Raw genomic sequence first — 24,715 nt, 5'->3', positions numbered from 1 at the left:
CTCAGCCAAGCGGTGTTTGTTTCTCCATTACGCTTATTTATCCAATATGGAAGTTTGCAGAAGTAGCTGCTACGATTGCTACCACCATCATAATTGCTGCGAACCATTTTTTCATTTTCTTTTCCCCCCTTCAGGCATAGTGGAGAAAGCTGGCTTCGCTACTGTCCGTGATGCAGAGGCCAAGCGACCAAGTACAGCCCCTGCTCCCCTTTCCTTTTCCATTACGGAAAAGGTTGGATTCGCTACTGGCTCCATACGGACCAAGCGACCAGATACAGTCCGTACTTCCTTGCTTCTTTCCTACCTTTATTTTACACATAAGTGACAAAATTCGGCAATCATAGATTCATAGTCTATTCGATTTAATTACAGCTAGTTCTATTTAACTAGAACTATGTTCACACCAGCGCCGCCAATATCGCCTTTTGTGCGTGCAATCTATTTTCAGCCTGATCAAAAATAACAGAGCGCGATCCGTCGATGACCCCGGTTGTCACTTCTTCCCCACGATGCGCTGGCAAGCAGTGCAAGAAGAGATAATCACGATTTGCCGCTGCTACCAATTTTTCGTTCACTTGATAGTCGGCAAATGCTTTCAATCGTATCTCATTTTCTTCTTCAAAACCCATACTAGTCCAAACGTCCGTGTATACAGCATCTGCCCCCATGACAGCCTCTGTCGGATCGGTGGTCACCATCATTTTTCCACCGCTTTGTTTCGCATATTCTGTAGCTTTTGCGACAATTGCTGCATCCATTTCGTAGCCTGCCGGAGTCGCCACTCTCACATCCAGGCCTAGCAGAGCTGCGCCCAGCACCAGTGAGTTCGCCACGTTGTTGCCATCTCCTACATAGGCGAGCTTGACTCCTTTCAGCTTGCCTTTATGCTCCCAGATCGTCAGCAGATCAGCCAACGCCTGGCAAGGATGGTACAGATCGGTCAAGCCATTGATAATAGGGATCGACGCGTGCTCAGCAAGCTCTTCTACATAGGAGTGGGAAAAGGTGCGAATCATGATGGCATCCACGTACCGAGAGAGAACTTTCGCTGTGTCGCTGATCGGCTCCCCGCGTCCGAGCTGTAGCTCTTTTCCACTCATGAACATCCCCAAGCCGCCCAACTGATGCATCCCTACTTCAAAGGAGACGCGCGTGCGGGTCGAAGCCTTGTCAAAGATCATCCCCAACGTCTTGCCTTGCAAAGGCTGGAATGGCTGTCCCAGCTTTTGCAATTGCTTGACGTGAGCAGACAGATGGAGCAGCTCCATCAATTCTTCCCCGTTGAATTCATCGACGCGCAAGAAATCTTTTCCTTTATGCTTTTGTAACGGCAAGTTTTGAAAGTGTTCCAATATCTTCACTGGCTGCATGCGAGCCACCTCTTTTCTTCATAATAGACTTCACATATAACTCGAACGTATCGACAGCGGAGAACAATGGCACACCTTGTTGCACCATACGGCTTCGCAGAGCAAATCCTGTCCGGCCCTGACGATTGCCTTTCGTCGCAGTAACGAGAGCGAAAGCCGCTTCTTCTTTTTGCAACAGCTCGATCCACGCCGCTTCATCTGCCACGATGTGCTTCACGCCAATTCCTTCGGCTTCAAGCCACTCGGCCGTTCCCGGAGTCGCCGCCAGTTTGGCACCGTCTGCTTGAATTTGTCCGATTGATTCTTTTACGCCGTCCTGCTTATCTCCATCTGCCAGAGAAATCATGACCAACTGACCTTTTTGCCAGTCGCCGTACAAATTGTCCTTGAAAGCAAAGGCTTTGCCTGCTGCCTCTTCGAAAGAATGCCCCAAGCCGAGGACTTCCCCCGTCGATTTCATCTCTGGACCTAGTACCGGGTCTACGCCGTTCAGCTTGATCGTGGAGAAAACCGGTGCCTTGACCACTGCAAAAGGAATCTCTGGCAAAAGCCCTGTACCGTAGCCCATCTCCGACAGCTTTTCACCCAATTGTGCGCGAACTGCCAGTTGAACCATCGGGATGCCAGTCACTTTGCTCGTAATCGGTACGGTCCGTGAAGCACGAGGATTGACCTCCAGTACATAAACCGTTTCGCCATCAATGACAAACTGGATATTGATTAACCCGACCGCTTCCATTTCCCTCGCGATTGCTTCTGTATAGCTGGCGATTTTGTGCTTGATGTCATCCGTCAGCTGAGGAGCCGGGAACAAGGCTACACTGTCGCCTGAGTGGATGCCCGCTCTCTCCACATGCTGGAAAATCCCTGGGATGATGACAGATTGTCCGTCGCATACCGCATCTACTTCTGCTTCCTTGCCTGGAACGTATTTATCCACGAGGAGTGGGAAAAACATGCTCATGTCCGGATGGTTCAACCAGTCGTGAATAGTAGCTTGCAGCTCCTCGATATTGTGGACGACTACCATGCCTTGCCCGCCGATGACGTACGAAGGTCGCATCAAAACAGGGAAGCCGATTTCCTCCGCAATCGCGGTCGCATCCTCCAAGGACGAGACTCCTTTACCAGGGATATGCGGAATGTCCAGCTTGCGCAGCATGGCGTAGAACAGCTCGCGATCCTCCGCGCGTTCGATGGCTGTAAGTGACGTCCCCATTACTTTCAGCCCCGCATGCTCCAGCTTGGCCGCCAGATTGATCGCGGTTTGACCCCCGAACTGAACCATGACGCCCTCAACGTGTTCGCGTTCTGCGATATGCAGCACGTCTTCTACGTGAAGCGGTTCAAAATAAAGATGGTCGGCAGTTTCATAATCAGTGCTGACCGTCTCTGGATTGTTGTTCACAACGACAGCCGCAATACCGCTTGCCTGAAGCGCTTTGGCTGCATGCACGGAGCAGTAGTCAAACTCGATACCCTGACCGATGCGAATGGGACCTGAGCCAAGTACCAATACTTTTCGGCCAGACAGTGGCTCGACCTCATCTATTCCTTGCCAATCCGAATAGTAGTAAGGGGTTTGGGCGTCGAATTCTGCTGCACAAGTGTCCACAATTTTATAAGTAGGCGTAATGCCCGATTCTTGACGAAGTGATTTGATTTCGGCAGGTGTTGCACCAACCAGTGAAGCGATGGTTTCATCGGCAAACCCGCGACGCTTTGCTTCCAACAACAGCTCTGGGGTCAGTGTTTTCCTGTCGTGGCAAGACAGCTCTACTTCCAAGTCCACGATTTTACGCAAGCTCCGCAAGAAAAACGGATCGACACCAGTCAGGCTGTGCAGCTCACTTTCTGTAAAGCCTTTGCGGATCGCCTCGGCAAAAACAAACAGTCTGATATCAGTTGCTTCCTGCAAGGAATGTGCAAGCTCCTCATGCGTCCAGGATGCCAGCTCTGGTCGAGTCAAATGTGTGCAGCCCTGTTCTAGAGAACGAACTGCCTTCAAAAGTCCTGCTTCCAGATTGCGGGCGATCGACATGACCTCGCCAGTCGCTTTCATTTGCGTTCCCAGCTTGCGGTCTGCCAGTGGGAATTTGTCAAACGGGAAGCGCGGGATTTTGACAACGATGTAGTCCAACGCTGGTTCAAAGCTAGCGTACGTATATCCCGTGATTGGATTGAGTACCTCATCCAGTCCGTAGCCCAATGCGAGCTTGGCGGCGATCCGCGCGATTGGATAGCCTGTTGCTTTGGACGCCAACGCACTTGAACGGCTTACCCGCGGATTTACTTCGATCAGCACATACCGATCAGAATTCGGATCAAGCGCAAATTGAATATTGCAACCGCCGACTACCCCAAGCGAACGAATTACTTTCGTTGATACGCTGCGCAGCATTTGGTACTGGCGATCTGTCAGCGTCTGAGATGGCGCGACGACAATACTGTCTCCCGTATGAATCCCTACCGGATCCAAATTTTCCATATTGCACACAATCATGCAGGTATCATTTGCGTCCCGCATGACCTCGTATTCAATCTCTTTCCAGCCTTTTACACTGCGCTCAATCAGTACCTGACCGATTGGGCTAGCCGCAATGCCACCGGCTGCAACCTTTCGCAAGGTCGCTTCATCTCCTGCGATCCCGCCACCTGCTCCTCCGAGTGTATAAGCAGGACGCACGATCACTGGATAGCCGATAGCGTTCGCAAACTCGATGGCTGCTTCTACAGATTCGACTGTATCGCTCTCAGGAACAGGCTCTCCGATTTGTTGCATCAATTGCTTGAACAGCTCACGGTCTTCCCCGTTTTGAATGGCAGCCAGCGGCGTACCCAACAGTTGGACGCTGTACGTTTCCAGCACGCCCGCTTCTGCCAGCGAAACAGCAAGATTAAGTCCCGTTTGGCCGCCTAGCGTAGGCAAGAGGCCATCGGGACGCTCTTTTGCGATAATAGCTGTCACGGATTCCACCGTGAGCGGCTCCAGATATACTTTGTCCGCTACTTGTTCGTCTGTCATAATCGTTGCCGGATTGTTATTCACCAGCACGACCTGCACGCCAGCTTCTTTTAGGGAAAGGCAAGCCTGTGCGCCTGCATAATCAAACTCCGCTGCCTGCCCGATGACGATCGGGCCAGAACCAATGACCAATACTTTATGAATGTGTGGCAATTTAGGCATATCTCTTCGCTCCTACTACGCGCATCGACTGCAAGAATTGGTGGAAAATGTGGGATGTATCACTCGGGCCCGGATGTGCTTCCGGATGGAACTGGACACTGAAAACAGGCAAACTGACGTGACGCAGTCCTTCGACTGAACCGTCATTGACATTGCGATAGGAAACCGTTAACTGACGTTTATCCAGAGATTCTTCCTTGACCACATACCCATGATTTTGTGAACTCATATATACTTTGCCAGTCATCAGATCCTTGACTGGATGATTGCTGCCGCGGTGACCGTATGCGAGCTTTTCTGTCTTGCCGCCATACATCAACGCCAATACTTGATGCCCCAAACAAATGCCCAATGTCGGGTACTGCTCCACGGCTTTGCGCCATTCGCTGCAATACGCAAGCAAGTGCTCCGGATCGCCAGGCCCATTCGAAAACAGTAAGCCGTCTGGTGCGAGAGCATTGATTTGGGCAAAACTCGTATCAAAGGGAACGACCGTGACACGGCAGCCCTGTTGGAGAAGGGCATCCAAAATCGATTGCTTCATGCCGAGGTCAATCAAGACGACATGCTCGCCTGTTCCCGGATAACGTTCCACTTGTTGTCTGGATACGTTGGCAACTAATGATTTCTTGGCGTGCTTGTAGCGCAGCGACACCACTTCCTCTACCTGCATAGGCTGATCGGAAATGACCCCGAATACCGTACCGTCTTGACGGACGCGCTTGGTAATCGTTCGCGTATCAATCCCCGCAAGGATCGGGAATCCAAATGCTTCTGCCGCTTGGGCCAACGTCATGTTTGATTCGTAATGGCTTGGTTCCGTGCATAGCTCGCTGACAATCATCCCTGTCAACGCTGGCTTGGCTGCCTCATAATCCTTTTCGTTGATCCCGTAGTTTCCGATCAAGGGATACGTGAAGGTAACGATTTGCCCTGCAAAAGAAGGGTCTGTCATCACCTCTTGGTATCCCGTCATTCCTGTATGAAAAACCACTTCTCCGAATCCGTTAATGGGGGCGCCATACAGCTTTCCTGTAAAAACCTCGCCGCTCTCCAGCGTTAAATATCCTGTTCCTAACGATTGATTCTCTCTATCCATCTATGAATCCACTCCTCTCCAATGGGCACCGGCCTGATCGCTCTTTACCGAAAATTTATGCAACCTTTTGTATTAATATACATTTGGGATTATAAAAATGCAACGAGTTTTTGACCACTTCCACTCGTTGCATCTTATGCTTTTTTTATCTAAACCTGCGACAGCGCCTCGCTTAATACAGTAATGGCTTGCTTTATTTCAGCATCTGTCGTCACAAACGAAGGCAAGAGTCTCACTACCTGCGGGCCAGCCATCAGCAGAATGACTCCTTTTTCCCGTGCATACGCGACCGGCTCACCAGCAGGAATCGTTAGCTCCACACCGAGAAGCAACCCTTTTCCCCGAACCGTAACCACTTTGTCTGGATGCTCTGCCTTGAGCTTCTCCAGCTCTTTGATCAATACGTCATGGATATGGGCTACCCGCTCCAAAATCTGCTCCTCTTCCATCGTCGCAAGCGTCGCGATTCCAGCGGTTGCTGCCAATGGATTCCCGCCAAAAGTAGTGCCATGCGTACCTGGAGCAAACGCTTCTGCTACTTCTTTGGTCGCGACTACCGCTCCAATCGGGAAACCACTTCCCAAGCCTTTTGCCAATGAAATCGCATCTGGCTTCACGTCATAGTGCTGGAAGGCAAACCATGTACCCGTGCGCCCAATCCCCGTCTGTATCTCATCTACCAGTAGCAGCAATCCGTGTGTATCGCACAATTCACGCAGCGCCTTCACCCACGCCTCTTCCGCTGGATGTACACCGCCTTCTCCCTGAACCAGCTCCAGCATGATCGCGCATGTCTTGTCTGTAATTGCTGACTTGACTGCATCAAGGTCGTTGTAAGGAACGGTGACAAATCCTTGCGGCAATGGCGCGAATCCGTCCTTCACCTTTTCCTGTCCGGTAGCCGTCAGGGTAGCCAATGTCCGTCCATGAAAAGACTGTTCAAAGCTGATGATTTCGTAACGATCGGTCCCTTTTACTTTTTGTGCATAGCGGCGGGCGAGCTTGATCAAGCCTTCATTCGCCTCCGCTCCACTGTTGCAGAAAAAAGCCTGATCCAGTCCAGACAGACGGCTCAGCTTTTCCGCCAAAATCTCTTGCTGAGGAACATGCACCAAATTCGAGCAATGCCACAACGTATCGAGCTGCTCGTGCAGCTTTGCCGTTACTTTTGGCGGAACATGCCCTAACGAGGTCACAGCAATTCCTGAGGTAAAATCGAGATATTGCTTGCCTTGATCATCCCACACCTGGTTTCCTTGTCCTTTTACCAAACTGATTGGCCATCTCGCATAGTTATTCATGAGATGTACAGGCGCTGTTGTTGTATGCATATTCATTTCCCTCCTCACCTAAACGTAATTGACATTCATACGGACTGTTGTCCCAACTGCCTGCCCCGCACAAACACCGAGCAGATCATCAGCGGTTCCCCGGCAGATGACAACCTGCTCCACGCCCTGTCCGAGAGCGTCGAGAGCTGCCTGAACCTTCGGAATCATTCCGCCAGTAATAATCTCTGCCCGAATCATTTCCTGTATCTCTTCTGCACTTGTTGCTGGCACTACTGCCTTGGTTCCGTCTGGCTGTGGCTGCATAATGCCCGGAACGTCTGTCACCATGATCAGCTTTTCGGCGCTGAGTGCTGCTGCAATCGCTCCTGCGGCTACATCAGCATTGACATTAAATGTCTCTGTGCCATCTTCACTAACGGAAAGGGGAGCAATCACCGGGACGTAGCCCTGCCCAAGAATCGCTTTCGGAATGGTCGTATCAGCCTTTTTGATTTCTCCTACCCATCCGAGTGGCTTGGGTGTTTTTGTTGCTAAAAGAGTCTGACCATCGATGCCACTAACTCCCCAAGCCTTGGCTCCTGCCTGTGTCAGCCTTTTTACCAGCGCCTTGTTGATACTGCCGCACAAGACCATCTCTACAACACGCAGCGTGTCCTCGCAGGTAACACGAAGCCCATCGACAAATTGCGGAGTGATCTGAACTCGATCGAGCATACTGTTAATGGCAGGTCCGCCCCCATGGACGATGACGATCTCTTGTCCCTGTGCCTGCAGTCCGGCAATCGCCTGAAAGAAGGAGTCAGGCAGCTGATCCATGGTGCTTCCGCCACATTTGATCACGACAATTCCTTGCATCTGCTCTCCTCCTCTACGGGTATACAGGTACGAGTGGCAAACCCGTTTTTTCAGGCAAATCAAACATGACATTCATGTTTTGTACGGCTTGACCGGCTGCGCCCTTCATCATATTATCGATTACCGACAGCAAGATGACACGCTTCGTGCGCTGATCAACATGGATGGCGATATCGCAATAATTGGAGCCATAAACTTCTTTCGTATGTGGATGACTGCCTGCAGGACGTACGCGCACAAATGGCTTATCCGCATAAGCAGCTTCGTATAGCTCCTGAATTTGCGCTTGTGTGACATCAGTGGTAAGTTGTCCGTAAGCTGTGACTAAAATCCCTCGGGTCATCGGCACCAGATGCGGCGTAAATTGAACAAGCGTCTCTTCCCCGCTCTGTTTTTGCAGCTCCTGTTCAATCTCTGGTGTATGCTGATGACTCGCCACTTTATAAGCATGAATGCTTTCATTAATCTCGCTGTAATGAACACCGAGCGATACTCCACGTCCAGCGCCGGACACACCTGATTTGGCATCGACGATCCAACTATCTGACTGTACCCAACCTGTCTTCACCAGCGGTAGCAAGGCGAGGAGCGTAGCAGTGGGATAGCACCCTGGATTTGCTATGAGACTGGCCCCCGCCACTTGCTCTTGATTCCACTCAGTTAAACCGTAAACCGCTGCTTCTACCCATTGGGAAGGGGCCGGCTCATGTTTGTACCACGTTTTGTAGACCGCACCATTTTCCAGACGAAAATCCCCCGATAAATCAATGACCTTTACACCTTTTTCGACCAACTTCGGAGATAGCCCGCTACTTACTCCCGCAGGCGTAGCGAGGAAGATCAAATCGTTCACACCGCTCATGCTGTCTGCATCAATTGGTGACAATGTGGGCAACCCGAGTCCTGCTGCATGTGGAAACGATTTTTCCAAGCCTTCTCCTTCTGATGAACTTGAATATAAATTGGCAATCTCAACATGCGGATGCCCAGCCAAAAGACGGATCAACTCCGCGCCACCATAACCCGTTGCTCCAACAATCCCGACCCGAACCATGCTCTCTCCCCTTTATTCCATACTGTATTTTTATACATGAATAATAATAAAAATCCATTTAGAATACAACAAAAAAACTTTTTTACGTCCAAAGAAAAAAGCACCCGATTGCTCGAGCGCTGGTTTCTTGCCCTGTTTACTTTTTGTCCGCTAACCATGCAGCGATGTTTTCTGCATCTTTTCCGGTGACGAGACCCGGAGGCATTGATCCTTTTCCTTTTTCCAAAATGCCCATGATCTCGTCCTTGTTCAACTGGCTGCCGATCTTTTGCAAGTTCGGTCCAACTGCCCCTTCCAACGTCTGTCCGTGGCAGCCTGAACAGGTATTTTTGTACATGGTTTCTGCAGTTGCTGCATCATAGCCGCCAGATGGTGCCGTGGTTGACGGAGTTTCTGTAGCCGGAGCCTCTGTTGCTGGTTGGTTGGCTGGCGGCTGTGTTTGCTGATTTCCGCCACAGGCACTTAGCGAGAATGCGAGTACAGCCGCTGTCAAAACGAGTGGAATACGTTTCAAGGCTGTTCCCTCCTTTATTCGGATTTCTTCGCTAAGTATGCCTCCGACTACCACTTCTCATTCTTGCTACAACCATTTAGGACAGAGGAAATTCCAACGGGCTCCATTCACGTAACTCCAACGTCCGTGCACCTTCCACGACAACTGGATCAGCCTCAGCCAATTGACGAGCTTCTTCCAGAGAATCCGCTTTGTAAATAACCAATCCGCCAAGCTTATCTGTGAAGGGTCCTGCCATGAGCACTTTTCCCTGCTTGTACAAATCATTGATATACGTAAGATGCGCAGGTCTTACTTGAGCATTCAGCTCTTGATTCACGATTGGCAAAAATGCGGCATACAACATGACGGTTTCTCTCCTTTTTCATGACCTTATTCTTTCATGAAGTATAACATAATTATGAATACAGACTTTAGTCTGGTAGGATTTTTCCTTTCTACAGCGAACGATTCAAAGGTAGCAAGTAGCAACAGAGAGGCGGATAGGTATGGACACGCAGATACAGTTATATACATCTCTCTTCCACAACAATCCTGACGCTGTTTTCATGTTCGATATGCAGGGCAGATTCACAGGCGTAAACGCTGCTGGTGAAGCATTGGTAGGATACACCTCTCAAGAATTGCTGCGCATGCAAATTTGGGAAATTCTCGCTTCTACTGAAGGTCTCGACAGTAAGAAACAACAAATCCTCTCTGCAGGAATCAGAAAAAATAAGTATTACCAATTGCTTCATAAAAACGGGCAGGTTGTGGATATTATCGCTTCCAGCTTTCCCATTTTTCAAAACGGCGAAATCATCAGTCGCTATTCCATTGCCAAAAACATCACGCAGCAAAAGAAAATGGAAGAGGCTCTTCACCAAATGCAAGAGAACTTTCGGTTAATATCCGAAAACATTATGGATTTGATTTTTATCGTAAATGTGGATGGAATTATTACCTACGCTTCCCCTTCTGTTCAGGCGGTTAGTGGCCTCACGATTGATCAAGTGATCAACCAGCATTTTTCGATCTTGGTTCATCCTGAGCAAGTAGCCAACGCCAAGAACGATTTTGCTCAAATGATGAAGCAGAAGATCACACTCGACGCCGAGTACCATTACCTGCACCCAGACGGTAGAATGTTGCTGTTCGATGTGAAAGGAACACCTGATATTTGTTCGAACGGTCGTATTCTCAGCACGGTTTTTGTCGCACGTGATATTACAGAACGTCGGCAATCAGAAGAATTGCTTCGTTACTCTGACAAGCTGTCCGTTCTAGGTGAGCTTGCCGCGGGGATCGCCCATGAAATTCGCAATCCACTTACGGCCTTGAAAGGATTTATTCAACTCATGGAAGGGGACAAGTTTGCCAATCAGCAATACTTGCAAATTATGCGATCCGAAATCGATCGGATCACTACGATTACCAGTGAGCTTTTGATAATGGCGAAGCCGCAAGCGTTGCGATTTGCTCCCAACGGCCTTTTGCCATTGCTTTCGTCTGTCATTAAACTTTTGGAACCGCAAGCACTTCTTAAAAATGTGTCCATTCTCACTGATTTTCCTCAAGTCACGTCCCTCATATTGTGTGAGGAATATCAAATCAAGCAAGTCTTCATAAACATCATAAAAAACGGCATGGAAGCCATGCCGTCAGGTGGAAATCTCACAATCAAGGTTGTAGAGCGCTCTTCCGATGTAATCATCCGAATCAGCGATCAAGGACAAGGCATCCCTGCCGAGCTGCTTCCCCGATTAGGAGAGCTTTTTTATAGTACAAAAGAAACAGGAACTGGCCTGGGGTTAATGGTAAGCTCAAAAATCATTCGCGATCACGGCGGTACAATCGACATCGCCAGTGATGTCGGCAAAGGAACCACCGTATCGATTTCCATACCAAAAGCCTTGAAGCCTATTGTTTCGTTTAACGATTAATCTGCGCGCGCAAATAGGCATCGATAAACGAATCAATATCACCATCCATGACTGCTTGAACGTTTCCTACCTCCATATTGGTCCGGTGGTCTTTTACCAGACTGTATGGGTGGAAAACATAGGAACGAATTTGGCTGCCCCATGCAATATCTTTTTGTTCCCCTTGAATAGCGGCCAACGTTTTCTCTTGTTCTTCCCGTTTTTTCTCAAACAGTCGTGCCGTCAGCATCTTCATCGCGCGCTCCCGATTTTTAATCTGGGAGCGTTCTGTTTGACACGTCACCACAATTCCAGAAGGCAAGTGAGTAATCCGTACAGCGGAGTCAGTCGTGTTGATATGCTGACCACCCGCACCACTGGAACGATACGTATCGATTTTCAGGTCTTCTGTACGTATGTCTACCGCATTATCGTCTTCGATCTCCGGCAGGACGTTGCAAGACACAAACGATGTGTGACGACGTCCAGAGGCATCAAACGGAGATATCCGCACAAGACGATGAACCCCTTTTTCTGATTTGAGGTAGCCATACGCATTGTAACCCTTAATGAGGAGAGTAACACTTTTTACACCGGCTTCATCGCCAGGCAAATAATCCAATGTCTCAACCTTGAAGCCTTTGGCATCCCCCCAACGTGTATACATACGCAGAAGCATGGACGCCCAGTCCTGGGACTCTGTACCACCCGCGCCCGGATGCAGCTCCAGAATGGCGTTGTTTTTGTCGTATTCATCACTCAAAAGCAATTCCAGCTCAAAGCTCTCAAATGACTTCCGCAGCTCCTGCGTACTGTCATACAGATCTTGAATGAGGGACGAATCCCCTTCCTCGATGACGAGCTCCAGCATCACTTGGAGATCCTCGTACTGAGAATCCAGCTTGCTCATCGTCTCTACGAGGCTTTTGATTGCATTCAGTTCACTGATCGTCTTCTGCGCGGCATCATTGTCATCCCAAAAATCGGGTGCCAGCATGCGCTCTTCCAGTTCACCGATTCGTTCCTGTTTTACTGGGAGGTCAAAGAGACCCCCTGATATCCGCTAAACGCTTAGCCATGCTAGACATCTCTTGTTTGATGTCCGCAATATCGATTAATGCCATGTTGCGAATCACCTTCTCTTTACGTAAGCTATGTTTTATTGTAACGTAATTTGCCAGATGCGCAAATACGGCAGCTTGTCGCATTTAGAAAAGGGACTTCGCCGCTACACTTTATCACGTTGCCACCGGTGGTGATGGCGAGGATCTCAGGTCTCGGATTTCATGTGGTTGTTTATTTTCCGCCTGTGGTGCAGTAACCAGATGGAGATGGGTACGCCGAGCTTCGCTTGCTCTCAGCTGGTAAGCTTGCTTGATGACAGCTTGTCGCTTCCAGTTGTGCGTTTTCCGATATTTTTTGGCTAGCGGACTTTCACGCGTTCGATCCACCATGCCATTCGGCGGTGCGATCAAAGCCTCATTCCAATTCGGCTCCGGAATTTCCTCCATCAGTCGCTTGTCCTCAAAGACCGGGTCTTGCGCTGAGATGACTCTCGGTAATTCGATTCCCTCCTCCTTTTCAATGAGCTGTACTTTTTTATTTTCTTTTCCTGTCTTTAGGACTGCTTTTAAAGTAACGGAAATGCGCTCCATAATATTCTTCGTTTGTATCCCCATCACGTTCACTGACGTTCTCATTTGTTCATTCCCCCGTCTTCGTGAATTTTTGGTAAAAGTGTTGTACTTACGATTCTATTTATTTTTCAGATAATTACCACTTGAATCGTTCGATCACATTTACCAGTGTTAGACAAATAGATCGTTTATATTAGACGAGGAAGAATAGATGAGGACGAATACTGTCAAGGCATTAGGAATGGGCAAGAAAAAAACATTCCCCTCGTACCGAATTTGCCGATACGAGAAGAATGTTCTGTCATTGCTATTGTTTCTTATTTTGGCGTTTGCGTTCTTGCTCCTGAGCGCGACGCTGTGCACGGTTCTTTGGATCAGCATCACCGGAGGTCTCTGGATCTGGACGATCAGATGGTCCGGAAGTTTGCAAGTTGTCCGGGTCGATTCCTTGACCGCGAATGACATCCTGACACTCCAGGTTTTGGCTGACTTCAGCCTTCATGATATACATAGCGACTTCTTCCTGAACAGCAGCCAGCATACCTTGATACATTTCGTATCCTTCGAACTGGTACTCACGAAGCGGGTCGTTCTGTGCGTAGGCGCGCAGGTGAATCCCTTGACGCAACTGATCCATCGCATCGATGTGATCCATCCACTTGCTGTCGACAGCACGCAGAATGACGACTTTTTCAAACTCGCGAATCGATTCGCCGATTTCTTCTTCACGCTGTTTGTACTGCTTATCGACTTCTGCCTTCAACAACTCGAGAATTTCTTCTGCTTCCATGCCTTTCAGCATTTTAGCCGTAATCGTTTCTTCATGGAGGAACCCATTATTGGCAGCATCGGCCATTGCTTGCAGATCCCAATCCTCTGGTACCTCTTCTTTTGGACAATGCAGAGACACTGCACGCTCCACCACTGCATAGATCATATTCAAAGCAACATCGCTGAGATTTTCCTGTTCCAGGATGTCTTTACGCTGTTTGTAGACAACCAGACGCTGCTGATTCATCACATCGTCGTACTGGAGAACGCCTTTACGTGCATCGAAGTTCGATCCCTCTACACGCTTCTGCGCGGATTCTACCGCACGAGTAACCAGGCGGCTCTCGATCGGCATATCCTCTTCCATCCCCAAACGATCCATCATATTCATGATATTGTCCGCACCGAAACGACGCATCAGCTCATCTTGCATCGAGAGGAAGAACTGGGATGAACCCGGGTCCCCCTGACGACCGGCACGACCGCGCAGCTGATTGTCAATCCGACGGCTCTCGTGGCGTTCTGTACCGATAATATGAAGACCGCCCAGCTCCGCAACACCTTCGCCAAGCTGAATGTCCGTACCGCGACCCGCCATGTTTGTCGCAATGGTAACCGCTCCGTACACACCTGCACGTGCAACGATTTCCGCCTCGCGTTCATGCTGCTTCGCGTTCAATACGTTATGCGGTACGCCTTTTTGCTTCAGCATTTGAGACAAACGCTCCGAGTTTTCGATGGAAATGGTACCTACCAGGATCGGTTGGCCCTTTTTGTGGCGCTCGACAATGTCGTTTACAACCGCACGATATTTGGCTGCCTCTGTTTTGAAAACAAGGTCAGGTGAATCGATACGCTGTACAGGCTTATTCGTTGGAATCACCACAACATCAAGACCGTAAATCTTTTTGAACTCTTCTTCTTCCGTCTTCGCTGTACCTGTCATACCCGCCAGCTTCTCGTACATACGGAAGTAGTTTTGCAAAGTAATGGTCGCCAGTGTCATGCTCTCGCTTTGGACACGCAGACCTTCTTTGGCTTCAATCGCTTGATGCAAGCCATCGCTGTAACGACGTCCAACCATTAGACGTCCGGTGAACTCGTCAACGATCACCACTTCGCCTTCCTGCACCACATAATCGACATCGCGCTTGAACAGCACTTGTGCTTTCAATGCCGCCGTAATGTGGTGGTTCAAAGTGATATGTGCCGTATCGTACAGGTTGTCAATGTTGAATGCCTGTTCGACTTTGCTCACACCTTCATCTGTGAGGTTGACGATTTTCAGCTTCTCATCGATGGTGAAATCTTTTTCTTCTTCCAATCGTTTCACAAAATGCGAGCAGATGTAGTACAGCTCTGTCGATTTGTTAGCAGAACCGGAGATGATCAACGGCGTACGTGCTTCGTCAATCAAAATGCTGTCCACCTCGTCGATGATAGCGAAGAAGAGCGGACGTTGCACCATTTGTTCCTTGTACAGAACCATATTGTCACGCAGGTAATCGAAACCAAACTCATTGTTCGTACCATACGTAATATCACACGCGTATGCTTCGCGTTTTTCTTCCGGGCTCAGTCCATTCTTGTTCAAACCAACTGTCAGTCCGAGGAAGTTATACAGCCTACCCATGATAGTCGAGTCACGCTCAGCCAAGTATTCGTTCACGGTAACGACGTGGACGCCTTTTCCCATCAAGGCGTTCAGGTATGTCGCCAGTGTCGCAACCAGCGTTTTACCTTCACCCGTCTTCATCTCGGAGATACGGCCTTCCTGAAGAACCATACCACCAATCATCTGGACGTCGAAGTGACGCATACCCAGTACACGGATCGATGCTTCACGTACAACGGCAAACGCTTCATTCAAAATTTTGTCCAGTTCTTCTCCATTTGCCAAGCGAGCCTTAAACTCAGCTGTTTTCTCCCGCAATTGGTCATCCGAGAGTGCCTTAATCGTTGGTTCCAGCGCGTTGATACTTTCTACACGCTTAAACATCTTCTTTACTTCACGTTCATTGCTATCGCCAAATATCTTTTTAACGAGTCCTAACATGAGGACACCCCTTCCATATGCTGCCAAACAAAAATGCACAAGCCGGCATGAGTCCAGATAATAAAAAAAAATACCGATTCTACGAAAATAATACTTTCTAAAAAGATATTTTATCAAATAGAGCATCCTCTACACAAGTAAAGGGAGTTGCCAATAGCAACTCCCTAGTCTTATACGAATGAGAATGTGTAAAGTTTCGTTATTTTGGTTCAATTAATCCGTAACGCCCATCATTTCGGCGATACACCACACTGACGTCATTGGTGTCACTGTTTTGGAAAACGAAGAAGCTGTGTCCCAGCATATCCATCTGCATGACCGCTTCCTGTGCATCCATCGGCTTCAGATCGAAGCGTTTGGTTCGAACGATATCGATGTCAATGTCGATATCCTCTTCATCCACATCCGGGATCATGACTGCTACTGGTTGACTCTCGCGCTGTGCGATTCTTCCTGTCGAATCCACTCGCAGCTTCCGCATCAGCTTCGTCTTGTGTTTGCGAATCTGACGTTCCAGCTTTTCTACTACCAGATCGATAGCAGCATACATATCTTCGTGCGTTTCCTCCGCTCGGATAATGACCCCACTAAGTGGGATAGTTACCTCGATCGTGCCTTCTCCGCGATGTACATGCATGGTGACTTGTACTTCTGTAGGCTGTGGAGTTTCAAAATACTTTTCCAGACGGCCGACTTTCTTTTCGACATATTCTCTAAGCGCAGCGGTGACTTGAATGTTTTCTCCACGAATGTTAAATTTCATGGTTCCAACCTCCTTCCGTCTATACATACGTATTCGGCACTTCTGTAAATAATCCTTCCACTCAGCTTAAAAAAATCTTTGCAAATCTTTTACAAACCATCAATATCCGACATTATTTTACCAATACTTACTAGATTCCCTATGCTATAATAGGAGAGGTAGTCATCCTATCTTATATCGCGGTCGTACATCGCACTGGAGGAATCCTCATGGCCGAGGTAAAACCTTCCCATTCACTTATCGGAACAACGCTCGCTCAAGACGTCTACAACGAGTACGGCCTGCTTTTATTACCCGCTGGTGCAATCCTTCATCTAAGTGATATACGACTCTTAGAGGCTCACCAGGTGGAAGCCGTACACGTCACTACTGACTCGGAAGCACCCGAAATGCCTTTTCCTCTCCTTCATTGGAGTGAGGCAGAGGCTGCAAAGGCTTATATGGTAGCCGTACAAAAAACCGAGTATTTATTTAACCAGCTCGCAAATGGGGATACCCCCCGACTGCAACAATTTAGCGACGCTGTTCATCCTATGCTCGATCAAGTTCTTCATCACATGAGATTTCTGCGCTTCATTTATTTGAATGAAGGAATAGAAAGTTATACGTATCGCCACTCCCTGCATGTAGGTATCGTGGCAGCCTTAATCGGAAAAATCATAGGATTGCCACAACGTGATGTTCATTTTTTGGGCCTTGCAGGTCTTCTCCATGACATCGGCAAAATGAAAATTCCCGATGAGGTGCTGTCCAAGCCAGAGCGTTTGACAGACGAAGAGTATACGATTATGAAAAAGCATACCGTATACGGCTACGAGCTCCTGCGCAAGATGGACGATGCCGACAATTTGCTGGCACAATGCGCTCTGATGCACCACGAACGTTGGGATGGAAGTGGATATCCCCTTGGACGAAAAAAAGATGGCATCCCTTTAGAATGCCAAATCATCAGTGTCGCAGACGTATTTGATGCAATATGCGCAGATCGCGTGTATCGGAAGGGAACCTCTCCCTTTGAAGCCGCGAATGTTCTGTGGGAGTTAGCTTGTTCAGGCCAATTAAATCCGATGATTGTATCTCGTTTTATCCATTACATTATCTTACTTTACGTCGGCTCCCATGCGCTTTTGAACAATGGCGACCACGTCGAAATCATTATGATTCATACTGATGAGCCTATGCGCCCTCTCGTTCGTAGAGGTAATGATTTTATAGACCTGAGATTGCAGCGTTCCCTAAGCATTCAAAGAATGATCAGTTAAACACGTGGAAAAAACGAATCCCCCTGTCCTATCAAGGAAACAGGGGGATTTTGCTATTGTTTCGTTTATAACTTCACGACGTTCGCCGCTTGTGGACCTCGGTCCCCTTCTACAATGTCGAATTCTACAGCCTGTCCCTCATCTAACGAACGAAACCCATCCGACTGAATCGCCGAAAAATGGACGAATACGTCATCACCGTCTTCTCGTTCAATAAAGCCAAAGCCTTTTTCTGCATTAAACCATTTTACTTTGCCTTGCATGAAACAGCACAACCCTTTCTTTTGTGAAAATAAAATCACGTTTAGCTTTCCCTGATTCAGGCGATTCATTCCACACGCTCATTACCGTGTGGAGTATTTTTTCTCAAGTCCTCTCACGACTACACGGGACAAGAACAACGTAAGTACCAGGTAAACCGCCGCTTCCGTTAAATACGGGGGGTAGCGCTCAAATGTACTTTTCGCCACGTTCATGGCTGCGTAGTTCAATTCCGGTGTCGCAATCACTGCCAGAAGGGACGAATCTTTCAAGAGAGCAATAAACTCATTTCCGATCGCAGGCAGCATTCGTGTAAACGCTTGCGGAAGTATAATTTGGCGCATCGCAAGGCCCTTGTTCATGCCAAGTGATCGTGCCGCTTCCATTTGCCCCGGATCAATGGATTGGATGCCAGCCCGAAAGATTTCCGCCATATAGGCAGCCGCATTGAGCGATAGCGCGACGAAGCCTGAATAAATTGCTTCCGGGCTGCTCGCTCCCGGATACAGAATACCCCAAATCGACGGAATCACCGCAAAATGAATCAGCAAAATTTGGACCAACATCGGTGTTCCCCGAAACAGCTCTACGTAAATCGAACAGGTCCAACGCAAGATTCGCTTGGAGGACATTTTGCCCAAGCTGATGAACAACCCCAAAAATGTTCCGCAAACCGTAGCCACTGCCGTTAGTAAAATCGTATTAATAATGCCTCGGATAAACAGCTCTCGATAGTCGTAGATGACACTCCAGTCCAATGGCTAATCCTCCCTTCTTATGTCAGCAAGCCAAGTTGCGAACAAACGCCGGCTACGTCGTAAGGACGCACCCGGCCATTTTACTGCCTACTTATTGCCAAAGTACTGGGTGTAAATTTCCTGCAGCTTTCCATTTTCTTTTATCTTTTTCAATCCATCGTTGATTTTGTTCATCGCATCGGTATTGCCCTTTTTCACGATAATTCCGTAAAATTCTTTTTCAAAGGTATCATCTTTAATGAGCTTAAACTTCTTATCTTTTACTTTATTCACGTAGTAGGACAAAACGCCATTGTCACCAATCACTGCATCGACCCGCCCATTAAAGAAGTCATCGACGGAGGATGGCATGTCGTCATAGCCTTTCAAGCCTTCGTACGTATCTCCAAACGCTTTTTTGACCACTTCTTCACCCGTGGTCGCAGCTTGAACCCCGATCTTCTTGCCTTTCAAATCCGCAAGCTTCGTCACTGGAGAATCTTCCGCTACCAGAATGAGTTGATTCGCTTCAAAGTATGAGTCCGAAAAATCGTATTTCTCCTTGCGCTTCTCCGTGATCGTAATAGACGAGATTCCAATATCAACCGTCCCTTTGTCCAGTCCATCAAAAAGCGGGTCCCACCCGGTGTTTTTCCACTCGATCTTGAATCCGCCAGCTTCCGCGATCGCGTTCATCACATCGATGTCGTGGCCACTAATCTTGTCTGCCTCAAGCATTTGGAACGGTGGATATGCCGCATCTGTACCGACTACGTACACCTTGTCACCCGAACCGCCACTGCCAGACGTTTGCTGACCACCCGATCCACAGCCTGCGAGGAGTACCCCCACACCGACGACCAACGCGAGCGATTTGAACCAATTTGTCCCGATACGCATTTCGAAATCCCCCTTGTGTCTCTCTATCTGCCCATTTTGTCCCCAGCGATGTCCACATGAAAATCACGGATTTTTTGCGTTCTCCACAGAGTTATCCACATTATCCACATGACCTTGTGCACAAGCTGGGTATAACTATTTTCCTGTATATTCTGCCACTTTAGTACGAAAGTAAGGGGAACGAATGGGGAGTATAAGTAGGTATAGCAGCAAAAAAACAGGATTCATATATACGGGATATAGTTCTACCCTGCATATAAAAATCCTGCTTTTATCTGAAAATAATGAATTATTCTTTTTCCCCCAAAATCACGATCTCTACCCGGCGGTTCTTCGCGCGGTTCTCCGCGTTGGAGTTGTCCACAAGCGGTTTGTATTCGCCCAAGCCTGCCACTGTAAAACGAGACGCTGGCAAGGAGTGCGCATCAACCATTTCACGCATGACTGAAATAGCGCGCGCCGAGGACAGCTCCCAGTTCGATTGGTAAGAACTGCGAGATATCGGCACATCATCCGTATAACCCTCGATTCGCACCTTGTGCTCAAAGCGCTTCAAAACCCCTGCTACCGTCCCAACGACTTGCTTCCCTTGGGGCTGTAAGTCTGCCGAACCACTCGTAAACAAAATCGTTTCCGGCAAACGGATACGCAAACCTTCTTCGCTCTCCTCGTAGTCGAGATTCAGCTCAGCCAAAGCGGAGGATAGCTGGTTGCGCACCGTCTCCATATCGCGCTCACTCGAGTCAGACATGCCCATTGGCGGCTTCGGCATGTTTACGGTGTCTTCGGAGCCTTCTTTTTCTTTTTCGCCTTTGAGCTCCTTCTGGCGGGCCTCCAATTGGTAGACCTCTCGCTGCAGCTCCAGCTTTTGCAGGTTGAGCAGGTCGAGACTCTCATGCACCTGCTCCAAGCTCGCTTTTTCCTTTTGGACCTCTTCCTTTTGTGACTGAATGCTCTTCGTCTGCATCGCCGCGATAATAATCACGATCACGAACAACAGCGTAATCAGGTCACTGTAACTGAGCAGCCAGCTTTTTTCTAGTTCCTTTTCGTCGTATAACCGTTCGTCATGCATAGCGGTCCTGCCTTTCAATCGTGCCCTTCATGCTGCCTGCCTCTTTAATCAGCACCAGCTTTTGGTCACCTGGCAAGAATGAGTTCAGCTTTTCAAACAATAAGCGTGGTGTCTCCATGCGCTGGAGACCAACACAACCCTCGATAAAAAGACGCTTTTCAAACATTTCCCGGTCGTACAGATCCATCAGGCGGTAGTAGCATGGCAACGCGAACAAGTTCGCCAAGAGCGCGCCATACAGCGTCGCTACGACCGCTGCGCTCAGACTGTGTCCGGTCAAGGCCATGTCTTCAAGCGACTTCAGTACGCCCGTCATCCCCAAGAGCGTACCGACCAGCCCCATCCCCGGCGCAAGCAAGCTGATGAGGCGGAAGAAACCTGCTGACTGTTGGTAGCGATACTGCTCACCCTTGAGCTCGTTCTCCAGGATCAAGCGCAGTTCTTCTTCTGGAACACCCTCGATCGCCAGCAGGCATCCTCGTTGGACAAACGAATCGGTTTCCTGTTGCAGCTCCTTTTCGAGCGCGATATAGCCCTGTTCCTTCTGGACGAGCGCGTAGTAGTAGAAGCGCTTGATCGTTTCTTCGACGTTGCTTTGACGACCGTGGATGAGCAAGCGCCAGATTTTTTTCAAGTCGAGATGCTTGCGTTTGACTGCGTATGACATGACTACGGAGAGCGCGACTAGCTCAATGGCGGTTACGTTGAGGAGGTCCGATAGGGTTCCGTTTAGGTAGACCGCGTGTATGAAGATGAGGAGGACGGCTCCGATTAAGACGAGTGAGCGGCGTTTTGTGGACAAAAGTGATTCACCTTCCTGGTTTTCTTCCTTTGTAACTGTTAGCAGTGAAATAGGTTTTCTTTTGGTATATCGGCTGTTTTGAATTTTAATATTATAGCAAAGGTTTTCCAATCCGATAATAGTAATGAAATAGTCCCTATAGAAAGGAGAGATATAAACTATGGACATCAATTCAATCATGAGTGGGCAATTAAGCCAACTCCAGCACACCGTAAGCCTTAGTATCATGAACATGGCTCAAGCATCACAAGCAGCTGGAGCTACCGTAATGTTGGATGATTTTTCAAAAGCCCAAGCCACAGTACAGGCTTCTCATCCTACATTAGGAAAGCAAATAGATATTAGTGTATAGTACGATCAAAGGCCTGTAAAAACTGAAGTTCAGTTTTTACAGGCCTTTGAACCTTTAGTTCCTCTTATCGAAGTAAGCCCCATATGGATTTATATTTCCGTAAGATCCATATTTTGCTCCTACCATAATACTCTTTTGGATGTTCTTCGATTGTCTATCCAAATTATCATACTTTTTCTCTAGCAAAGGAAAAACTTGCAGATCGATCTCATACACTTTTTGGAGATAACGTTCCTTATCCTCATTTGTTACAATGGCACCCTGATTTTGCAACTTGGAAATCTGTTTAATAATATCCTCTCTTTGATCAATCAAGCCTGTCCATCCTTCAATATCATCATCGTCTGCAAATATTTTGTTACGAAGTTCTTTCGATGCTGAAAGCAATTGCTCCAATAGAGATGAGACTTCCGTCCATTCCTTCATATCATCTCTCATCCCTTATTCTTGTTCAAAGCAATTGCTTGCTTCCATGTGTCACGAAATTGTGTAAAGAAGTCCTCTACTTCATCAAAAATTTCAGCATCTTTTTTCATATTGGCTTCAATAGTCCTATGCAACATATATTCATACATAGCAGCCATTTGCTCACCAACCGGATAGGAAAGATTGAGAGTGCTAGAGAGTTCTCCCAAAATAGCTTGGACTTTCATTGCATTCTCATGCGTCTTATCCAGTTTTTTTTCTTGAAGCGCTACCTTCGCCAAACGAAGGAATTTAATACCGCCGTTGTATAACATTAAGGTTAGTTCTTCAGGCGGAGCTGTTGTAACTTGATTCGTTTGATATGCTTGCGCTGCATTAATACTCATATCATTACCGCCCCTTTACTGTCATCTGTCATCCACCAAGTTGCTGTGCGAGCCACGCACTTTGAGAGTTCATTTTGTTCATCGCATTTTCAAGTGCAGTAAACTTTCTCCAGTAGCGATCCTCTATTTTATCCATGCGTCTTTCCCATTGCTTAATTTGATCTTTTAAATTCTTCATGTCTTTTCCCATTGTAAAATATTCGGATTCATCTGTCATGCCAACTGAACCGGCTTTTTTCGTGATCTTCGTTGTAATTTCGCCTAATGTACTATATAGTCTCTGAGCGATTCCACTTTCCTCAAACTTGGTTTTAGGATCGGTCGAAGAGCTGGTTTTCGTGAAGAGATCCATTACATCTGTACCGTTTTCACGGATTGCTTTACGCAATTTTGTTTCGTCTATATACAATTTTCCCTTGTCCAGATAGTTAGTTGCAGAACCTTCAGCACCTGGACGGGTAGTAGAAATCCCCACTTCTGTTAGCAAGTCAAACTTTTTATTTACATCCGAAACAGGGTTAAAGATAGCCCCACGCATTTGATTAAGCGTTTCTGTAATCATGGGGTCACGACGAAGCAAACCACTTTTCGCTTTTTCTTCCCATTTCTCAATTACTTTCTCATCCATTGCCGCTTTTTCTTCATCAGAAAGTGGATGATAGTCTTTATAACGAGCTTGCGATATTTTTTTGTTAAGCTTATCAATTAGTGTATTGTAATCTTCAACAAACTTCGTAATGGATTTAAATATTGCATCCTCATCAGGATTAGAAGTAATGGTGTAATTCTGTCCAGGTGCTGTGCTTTGCTTAAAATTGAATTCCATCCCGTCATATGTAAAAATGTTGCTTGGGATGCTAAGTTCAGTCCCATTTATGGTTGCTTTTCCTGGTATGTCTGCTACTCCACTTTTGCCTTGGTAGTTCACCAAACCAATTGTGTTCGTTCCGCCATTTGTAGTGTCCACGGTTAACTTCATATTTGTCTCGCCAGTCTTTGTAGCAGTAAACACCAATTTTTTGTCGGTAGGATTGAAACTCGCGACAACTCCAGTGTCTTTGGAAACACTATTAATCTTACTAATAATGCTATTCATAGAATCGGTTGATGCCACTTGAATCGTCTTTTCTACACCTGAGTCACCAGCAATTTTAAGCTCAAATTTATTTCCTAATGAGGCCTCAGGATTACTTACTCCAGTAGCATCAAATGTTTTTGCATGAGGTTTCCCAGCTATTGCTAGTTGAACATTTTCGACGACATAAGATGGCAAGCTAGGATTTCCTTTTTGCTTTGCTGTCACAATGGCATCGTTAGTAGAACTGACAGTCTTTTTCAAGTACGTAGATTGCATCCGCATATCGCGCATCGTCGTGTCACGAAACGTAGCAAGCAACAAATTCATATCACGATAGTCATCGCGCTTCCATTCATCCAATTGTTTTTTTCGTAATAAATTGTCTAAGGGCTTTCGTTCAGCTTTCATCAGGTCTTTAACCATTGTTTCCGTATCCATACCACTGGCCATACCTGAAATACGATTAATTGCCACTTTTACTCACCTCTATCTTTTTTCGTCAACCAATATTCCTACCATTTCATACATTTTGGCTACAACGTCCAACATTTTCTTTGAAGGTATTTCTCTGACAACCTCATTGGACTGGTCATTGACCACCTGTACGTAATACTCACCCAGCTTTTCATGCAATTTGAACTTTAGATGTGTCGTGCTTCCCTTCAAAAAATCATTGAGAGAATCTACTTCTTTCTCCAGTTCCTTTTTTGAGTACTTCTTTTCATTCCCGTACGTATCTGCCGAATCAGCTGTTTTATTGTCCTTTGTACTCTGTTCCCCTGCATTTTTCAACTCTAAACCAACTGCACCTCTTCCAGGATCATTTATCCCTTTTATATCCATTCCCTTTCTCCCCCCAGCGGAATATCTTTACTATTGATATCGGCATACGTGTAGGAAAGGTTTACTGGTTCGATAACAAAAAAATCAGCCCTAT

The 24,715-nt window shown here is 47.5% G+C and carries 24 protein-coding genes; 3 read left to right on the top strand and 21 right to left on the bottom strand.

Annotation, left to right across the window (positions count from 1 at the left end):
• Positions 1-398: 398 nt before the first annotated feature.
• From argF to EL268_RS02215, 8 genes are all read right to left on the bottom strand, one after another.
• Positions 399-1,370 carry an ornithine carbamoyltransferase gene (gene argF / locus EL268_RS02250; protein ID WP_106656810.1) on the bottom strand — a complete coding sequence of 324 codons (972 nt, stop codon included), beginning with the start codon at positions 1,368-1,370 and terminating at the stop codon, positions 399-401.
• Entirely contained in the window at positions 1,315-4,557 is a 3,243-nt protein-coding gene (gene carB, locus EL268_RS02245) for a carbamoyl-phosphate synthase (glutamine-hydrolyzing) large subunit (protein WP_106656811.1), read from the bottom strand. The genes argF and carB overlap by 56 nt, the downstream gene beginning before the upstream one ends.
• A complete protein-coding gene (locus EL268_RS02240) occupies positions 4,550-5,656 on the bottom strand; it encodes a carbamoyl phosphate synthase small subunit (RefSeq protein ID WP_088909679.1) in 1,107 nt (368 codons plus the stop codon). The genes carB and EL268_RS02240 overlap by 8 nt, the downstream gene beginning before the upstream one ends.
• A gap of 149 nt (positions 5,657-5,805) precedes the next feature.
• Entirely contained in the window at positions 5,806-6,987 is a 1,182-nt protein-coding gene (locus tag EL268_RS02235) for an aspartate aminotransferase family protein (RefSeq protein ID WP_106656812.1), read from the bottom strand.
• An 18-nt stretch (positions 6,988-7,005) separates the two neighbouring features.
• Complete coding sequence (argB, locus tag EL268_RS02230; protein WP_106656813.1) at positions 7,006-7,803, bottom strand: acetylglutamate kinase; 798 nt, start codon at positions 7,801-7,803, stop codon at positions 7,006-7,008.
• 13 nt (positions 7,804-7,816) lie between these two features.
• Positions 7,817-8,857, bottom strand: coding sequence for an N-acetyl-gamma-glutamyl-phosphate reductase (gene argC / locus EL268_RS02225; RefSeq protein WP_106656814.1), 1,041 nt, complete (start codon positions 8,855-8,857; stop codon positions 7,817-7,819).
• A 136-nt stretch (positions 8,858-8,993) separates the two neighbouring features.
• Positions 8,994-9,371 (bottom strand): cytochrome c551, encoded by a 378-nt coding sequence (cccB, locus tag EL268_RS02220; RefSeq protein WP_106656815.1) that lies wholly within the window; start codon positions 9,369-9,371, stop codon positions 8,994-8,996.
• A gap of 76 nt (positions 9,372-9,447) precedes the next feature.
• Positions 9,448-9,717: a YciI family protein gene (locus EL268_RS02215; RefSeq protein ID WP_106656816.1), complete on the bottom strand. Its 270-nt coding sequence runs from the start codon at positions 9,715-9,717 to the stop codon at positions 9,448-9,450.
• A gap of 142 nt (positions 9,718-9,859) precedes the next feature.
• On the opposite strand from EL268_RS02215, the gene EL268_RS02210 reads away from it, so the two are divergent.
• A complete protein-coding gene (locus EL268_RS02210) occupies positions 9,860-11,293 on the top strand; it encodes a PAS domain-containing sensor histidine kinase (RefSeq protein ID WP_106656817.1) in 1,434 nt (477 codons plus the stop codon).
• Here EL268_RS02210 and prfB read toward each other — a convergent pair.
• The 4 genes from prfB to hpf all read right to left on the bottom strand — a co-directional run bounded on the left by prfB (position 11,283) and on the right by hpf (position 16,499).
• Positions 11,283-12,396, bottom strand: a protein-coding gene (gene prfB, locus EL268_RS02205; protein ID WP_106656818.1) for a peptide chain release factor 2 whose coding sequence is annotated in 2 segments (ribosomal slippage) — positions 11,283-12,314 and positions 12,316-12,396 — 1,113 coding nt in all. Because the reading frame shifts where the segments join, the coding sequence is not laid out codon by codon here. The two genes, EL268_RS02210 and prfB, sit on opposite strands and share 11 nt — an antisense overlap.
• A gap of 114 nt (positions 12,397-12,510) precedes the next feature.
• Positions 12,511-12,972 carry a hypothetical protein gene (locus EL268_RS02200; RefSeq protein ID WP_106656819.1) on the bottom strand — a complete coding sequence of 154 codons (462 nt, stop codon included), beginning with the start codon at positions 12,970-12,972 and terminating at the stop codon, positions 12,511-12,513.
• 244 nt (positions 12,973-13,216) lie between these two features.
• On the bottom strand, positions 13,217-15,736 hold the full coding sequence (gene secA / locus EL268_RS02195; protein WP_106656820.1) for a preprotein translocase subunit SecA: 2,520 nt from the start codon (positions 15,734-15,736) through the stop codon (positions 13,217-13,219).
• A 199-nt stretch (positions 15,737-15,935) separates the two neighbouring features.
• Entirely contained in the window at positions 15,936-16,499 is a 564-nt protein-coding gene (hpf, locus tag EL268_RS02190) for a ribosome hibernation-promoting factor, HPF/YfiA family (protein WP_106656821.1), read from the bottom strand.
• 209 nt (positions 16,500-16,708) lie between these two features.
• Here hpf and EL268_RS02185 point away from each other — a divergent pair, with 209 nt between their 5' ends.
• A complete protein-coding gene (locus EL268_RS02185; protein WP_106656822.1) occupies positions 16,709-17,761 on the top strand; it encodes an HD-GYP domain-containing protein in 1,053 nt (350 codons plus the stop codon).
• A 65-nt stretch (positions 17,762-17,826) separates the two neighbouring features.
• Here EL268_RS02185 and EL268_RS02180 read toward each other — a convergent pair whose 3' ends face one another.
• The 5 genes from EL268_RS02180 to EL268_RS02160 form a co-directional block, all read right to left on the bottom strand.
• Positions 17,827-18,024 (bottom strand): cold shock domain-containing protein, encoded by a 198-nt coding sequence (locus tag EL268_RS02180; RefSeq protein WP_047070322.1) that lies wholly within the window; start codon positions 18,022-18,024, stop codon positions 17,827-17,829.
• Positions 18,025-18,105: 81 nt separating this feature from the next.
• Positions 18,106-18,780, bottom strand: coding sequence for an amino acid ABC transporter permease (locus EL268_RS02175; protein WP_047069746.1), 675 nt, complete (start codon positions 18,778-18,780; stop codon positions 18,106-18,108).
• Between the two features lie 87 nt (positions 18,781-18,867).
• Entirely contained in the window at positions 18,868-19,659 is a 792-nt protein-coding gene (locus EL268_RS02170) for a basic amino acid ABC transporter substrate-binding protein (RefSeq protein ID WP_106656823.1), read from the bottom strand.
• Between the two features lie 289 nt (positions 19,660-19,948).
• Complete coding sequence (locus EL268_RS02165; RefSeq protein ID WP_106656824.1) at positions 19,949-20,734, bottom strand: OmpA family protein; 786 nt, start codon at positions 20,732-20,734, stop codon at positions 19,949-19,951.
• On the bottom strand, positions 20,727-21,536 hold the full coding sequence (locus EL268_RS02160; protein ID WP_106656825.1) for a motility protein A: 810 nt from the start codon (positions 21,534-21,536) through the stop codon (positions 20,727-20,729). Before EL268_RS02160 ends, EL268_RS02165 begins: the two co-directional genes overlap by 8 nt.
• A gap of 160 nt (positions 21,537-21,696) precedes the next feature.
• Here EL268_RS02160 and EL268_RS02155 point away from each other — a divergent pair, with 160 nt between their 5' ends.
• Positions 21,697-21,888, top strand: a complete 192-nt coding sequence (locus EL268_RS02155) for a polyribonucleotide nucleotidyltransferase (protein WP_106656826.1) — start codon at positions 21,697-21,699, stop codon at positions 21,886-21,888.
• Between the two features lie 54 nt (positions 21,889-21,942).
• Here the strand turns inward: EL268_RS02155 and EL268_RS02150 are convergent, their stop codons facing one another.
• The 4 genes from EL268_RS02150 to flaG are packed head-to-tail and all read right to left on the bottom strand — an operon-like array spanning position 21,943 to position 24,621.
• Positions 21,943-22,314: a flagellar protein FliT gene (locus EL268_RS02150; protein WP_106656004.1), complete on the bottom strand. Its 372-nt coding sequence runs from the start codon at positions 22,312-22,314 to the stop codon at positions 21,943-21,945.
• An 8-nt stretch (positions 22,315-22,322) separates the two neighbouring features.
• Positions 22,323-22,700, bottom strand: coding sequence for a flagellar export chaperone FliS (gene fliS, locus EL268_RS02145; RefSeq protein ID WP_106656005.1), 378 nt, complete (start codon positions 22,698-22,700; stop codon positions 22,323-22,325).
• Positions 22,701-22,728: 28 nt separating this feature from the next.
• Complete coding sequence (gene fliD, locus EL268_RS02140) at positions 22,729-24,252, bottom strand: flagellar filament capping protein FliD (RefSeq protein ID WP_106656006.1); 1,524 nt, start codon at positions 24,250-24,252, stop codon at positions 22,729-22,731.
• Positions 24,253-24,264: 12 nt separating this feature from the next.
• Positions 24,265-24,621, bottom strand: a complete 357-nt coding sequence (gene flaG, locus EL268_RS02135) for a flagellar protein FlaG (RefSeq protein ID WP_106656007.1) — start codon at positions 24,619-24,621, stop codon at positions 24,265-24,267.
• Positions 24,622-24,715 lie beyond the last annotated feature (94 nt).

The sequence above is a fragment of the Brevibacillus brevis genome, assembly GCF_900637055.1.
Lineage (GTDB): Bacteria > Bacillota > Bacilli > Brevibacillales > Brevibacillaceae > Brevibacillus > Brevibacillus brevis.
The sequence above is the reverse complement of the archived record's forward strand: the minus strand, read 5'-3'. Positions and strand labels throughout refer to the sequence as shown.

Excerpts from the sequence above, each read along its gene's own strand:
- argF (WP_106656810.1), bottom strand. The coding sequence starts at position 1,370 with ATGCAGCCAGTGAAGATATTGGAACACTTTCAAAACTTGCCGTTACAA.
- carB (WP_106656811.1), bottom strand. The coding sequence starts at position 4,557 with ATGCCTAAATTGCCACACATTCATAAAGTATTGGTCATTGGTTCTGGC.
- EL268_RS02240 (WP_088909679.1), bottom strand. The coding sequence starts at position 5,656 with ATGGATAGAGAGAATCAATCGTTAGGAACAGGATATTTAACGCTGGAG.
- EL268_RS02235 (WP_106656812.1), bottom strand. The coding sequence starts at position 6,987 with ATGCATACAACAACAGCGCCTGTACATCTCATGAATAACTATGCGAGA.
- argB (WP_106656813.1), bottom strand. The coding sequence starts at position 7,803 with ATGCAAGGAATTGTCGTGATCAAATGTGGCGGAAGCACCATGGATCAG.
- argC (WP_106656814.1), bottom strand. The coding sequence starts at position 8,857 with ATGGTTCGGGTCGGGATTGTTGGAGCAACGGGTTATGGTGGCGCGGAG.
- EL268_RS02215 (WP_106656816.1), bottom strand. The coding sequence starts at position 9,717 with ATGTTGTATGCCGCATTTTTGCCAATCGTGAATCAAGAGCTGAATGCT.
- EL268_RS02210 (WP_106656817.1), top strand. The coding sequence starts at position 9,860 with ATGGACACGCAGATACAGTTATATACATCTCTCTTCCACAACAATCCT.
- EL268_RS02200 (WP_106656819.1), bottom strand. The coding sequence starts at position 12,972 with ATGAGAACGTCAGTGAACGTGATGGGGATACAAACGAAGAATATTATG.
- secA (WP_106656820.1), bottom strand. The coding sequence starts at position 15,736 with ATGTTAGGACTCGTTAAAAAGATATTTGGCGATAGCAATGAACGTGAA.
- hpf (WP_106656821.1), bottom strand. The coding sequence starts at position 16,499 with ATGAAATTTAACATTCGTGGAGAAAACATTCAAGTCACCGCTGCGCTT.
- EL268_RS02185 (WP_106656822.1), top strand. The coding sequence starts at position 16,709 with ATGGCCGAGGTAAAACCTTCCCATTCACTTATCGGAACAACGCTCGCT.
- EL268_RS02180 (WP_047070322.1), bottom strand. The coding sequence starts at position 18,024 with ATGCAAGGCAAAGTAAAATGGTTTAATGCAGAAAAAGGCTTTGGCTTT.
- EL268_RS02170 (WP_106656823.1), bottom strand. The coding sequence starts at position 19,659 with ATGCGTATCGGGACAAATTGGTTCAAATCGCTCGCGTTGGTCGTCGGT.
- EL268_RS02165 (WP_106656824.1), bottom strand. The coding sequence starts at position 20,734 with ATGCATGACGAACGGTTATACGACGAAAAGGAACTAGAAAAAAGCTGG.
- EL268_RS02155 (WP_106656826.1), top strand. The coding sequence starts at position 21,697 with ATGGACATCAATTCAATCATGAGTGGGCAATTAAGCCAACTCCAGCAC.
- EL268_RS02150 (WP_106656004.1), bottom strand. The coding sequence starts at position 22,314 with ATGAAGGAATGGACGGAAGTCTCATCTCTATTGGAGCAATTGCTTTCA.
- fliS (WP_106656005.1), bottom strand. The coding sequence starts at position 22,700 with ATGAGTATTAATGCAGCGCAAGCATATCAAACGAATCAAGTTACAACA.
- flaG (WP_106656007.1), bottom strand. The coding sequence starts at position 24,621 with ATGGATATAAAAGGGATAAATGATCCTGGAAGAGGTGCAGTTGGTTTA.